Origin of the sequence: Tangfeifania diversioriginum (assembly GCF_900141875.1) — a bacterium.
GTDB classification, from domain to species: Bacteria; Bacteroidota; Bacteroidia; order Bacteroidales; family Prolixibacteraceae; genus Tangfeifania; species Tangfeifania diversioriginum.
This window is the reverse complement of record NZ_FQZE01000073.1, coordinates 1-2547: the sequence shown is the minus strand read 5'-3', so window position 1 is coordinate 2547 and position 2547 is coordinate 1. Positions and strand designations below refer to the sequence as shown.

Below are 2547 nucleotides of genomic sequence, written 5' to 3'. Positions count from 1 at the left end.
AATGAATCAATTACTTATAGCGGGAGTCTGCTTTATTTCAACGAACCTGACGGAATTAAAAAAATATACAAGGAAAGAAGTTCGGAAATGAAAAAGATAAATCCTGTGGATGAACATGTGTACTCAATCAGAGATGAAAAAGACAGGGAAATTAACAGATATTTTTATGAAAACGGAATATTACAATACGCAAAAATGCATCATCCATTGGGAACGATGGAATTAAAAAGAGTGATAGAAAGCAGCAAAAATGATTAATTTTTCAGAAATACAGAACATTTACTTCATTTTACCGCTGGTGGGATTTATTATCGGTTTGTTTGGCACCATGGTTGGAGGAGGTGGCGGATTTTTCTTTTTACCTGTTCTCACTCTCCTTTTAGCGGTGCCGGCCCAAACGGCGGTTATAACATCGCTGGTGGCAACTTTGCCCATTTGTATGGTTGGCTCATGGGGACATTACCGCAAAAATCATATACATTTTCGGGTAGCAGCGCTTTTTATGTTAACAGGAATCATCGGGGCGTTTATCGGTGCAGGAATAGCCAACAGCATTAGTGATTTCGCATTAAAAGCGGCTTTCGGAAGTTATTCAATCCTGATTGCGCTTCACATGGTTTTTAATGCCGGGAAAAATAATAGTGAAGGTTTCAGCAAAAAAATTAGAATATCGCAGAAAAATTTAAAAACACTTACGGGTTCGTTTTTTGGAATGGCAGCCGGTTTAATTACCGGAACATTCGGTACAAGCGGTAGTGCGCCTGTCCTGGCAGGACTGTTTTCAACAAAAATACCACTTAAAATGGTTATTGGCACATCGCTTCTTGTGGTACTGGTGAATACAATTTTTGCAGCAGGTGCTCATTTTATTGTGGGAAAAATAGATTTAACACTGGTTGCTTTTCTTACCGCAGGCTCAACAATCGGAGCGCTAATTGGCCCGCATTTACTCGCAAAAATTCAAGTTGACAAATCAGAGAACAAAGCAAAATATGCGTATGCCCTTATTATGGCAGTTATCGGGGTTTTAATGATTTTAGGGAGGAATTAGTTTTATGGAACAATTGATTTACAGTATTATATTGGGCTATTTTGTTTTGGGGGGAATCGGTTTCTGCCTGATTAACAGAAAAAAAGAACGCGACGTGGCCCGCAAAAGCTATACAAAGTTTGGCGTTTATTTTATCATCATAAACATCTTATTTTTTAGTATTACTATTCAATCAGTTATCTTTTCGTACCTGGCAATTTTAATTGTTGCGGTTGGAAGTTTTGAGCTGAGCCGGCTTTTCGTTGCTGCAAAATTTCAGCACAAGTTATTTTTTGTATTGTCTCTGCTGGTTTATTTTATTCTTTCAGCCGGATTTATTGTTTTTAGCCGGGCCGACCGCAATCTGATTCTGCTGACATTTCTGGTTCTTTCCATTTTCGACAGCTTTAGCCAAATCACAGGCCAGCTTTTTGGGAAAACTAAAATAATGCCGGCTGTTAGCCCGAATAAAACATGGGGCGGTGTTGTTGGGGGAACTATTATCGCCTTGATAAGCGCATTCTTACTAAAAAATCTTTTTCAGGGAACAAATTCAGAATTATTTCTGCTTGCTTTTGGAACCGTGTTTTTTGCATTTGTTGGAGATATTCTTGCATCGCTGTACAAAAGAAAATTTCAGGTTAAGGATTACAGTAACTGGATACCCGGGCACGGTGGTTTTCTCGACAGGTTTGACAGTTTAATTGCCGGTGGCTCTTGGGCTGCACTGGCTATTTCAATTTTAGGAAGTTAAAAAAGGAAATCTGTTATGGGGAATATTGTAGTATTATCATTTGTATATTTAATCGGAATTGGCTTGCTGCTGATTTTTAACGAGTTGGTTTACCGAAGATTGAGCCCAACAGGGGAAATAACACGTAAATTTGCACATTTCTCCTCGGTGTTGGCAACCGTGCCTTTTCCATATATTTTTCCATCGCACTGGTACATTTTGGTACTTGCCCTTTTGTTTGCCACCGTATTGTATATTACCCGAAATGGAAAACAGCTAAAATCAATTCACGGCGTAACACGAAAATCGGTAGGGAGTTATTTGCTCCCCCTGTCAATTTACATCACCTTTCTGATTTCAGATTTCAGCGGCAACAAGTTTTTATACATTCTCCCAATGCTGATCCTGGCCATCAGCGACCCCATGGCAGCCATTCTTGGAATCAACCTGAAAGCTTACAACGGAAAAATAAAATGGATGGGGCGAAAACTAAATAAAACATGGCTGGGCTCCGGAGCTTTTCTGGTATCCAGTTTTGTAATCAGTTTAATCGCGCTGTACTTCCATCGCGGGGTTTTTGATTTAAAAGCATTTTGGCTGGCGATGTTGGTATCCATCGTCACTACGTTAAGCGAATTAATTAGCTGGCGTGGTTTCGATAATTTAAGTATTCCGCTGAGTGCCGTGGCGGTTTTAGTTCAAATTAGAAACCCACGTTCTCTGAACGTGGTCAGAGTCGTTTTACGGGTTTGCCTATAAAAGACTCATTGCTAACTTTCGAAAG

Annotated in this window: 4 protein-coding genes; all 4 read left to right on the top strand. The window is 39.7% G+C overall.

What is annotated here, in order from left to right:
- Positions 1–258: DUF6134 family protein (locus tag BUC07_RS21045; protein WP_175552592.1), on the top strand; the 258-nt coding region annotated here is incomplete at its 5' end.
- Entirely contained in the window at positions 251–1051 is an 801-nt protein-coding gene (locus BUC07_RS20410) for a sulfite exporter TauE/SafE family protein (RefSeq protein WP_073174197.1), read from the top strand. The genes BUC07_RS21045 and BUC07_RS20410, both read left to right, overlap by 8 nt.
- A 4-nt stretch (positions 1052–1055) precedes the next feature.
- The gene (locus tag BUC07_RS20405; RefSeq protein ID WP_073174195.1) at positions 1056–1784 is read left to right on the top strand and encodes a phosphatidate cytidylyltransferase; all 729 of its coding nucleotides are present in this window, start codon (positions 1056–1058) and stop codon (positions 1782–1784) included.
- Positions 1785–1799: 15 nt separating this feature from the next.
- On the top strand, positions 1800–2522 hold the full coding sequence (locus BUC07_RS20400; protein WP_073174193.1) for a diacylglycerol/polyprenol kinase family protein: 723 nt from the start codon (positions 1800–1802) through the stop codon (positions 2520–2522).
- Positions 2523–2547: the final 25 nt, after the last annotated feature.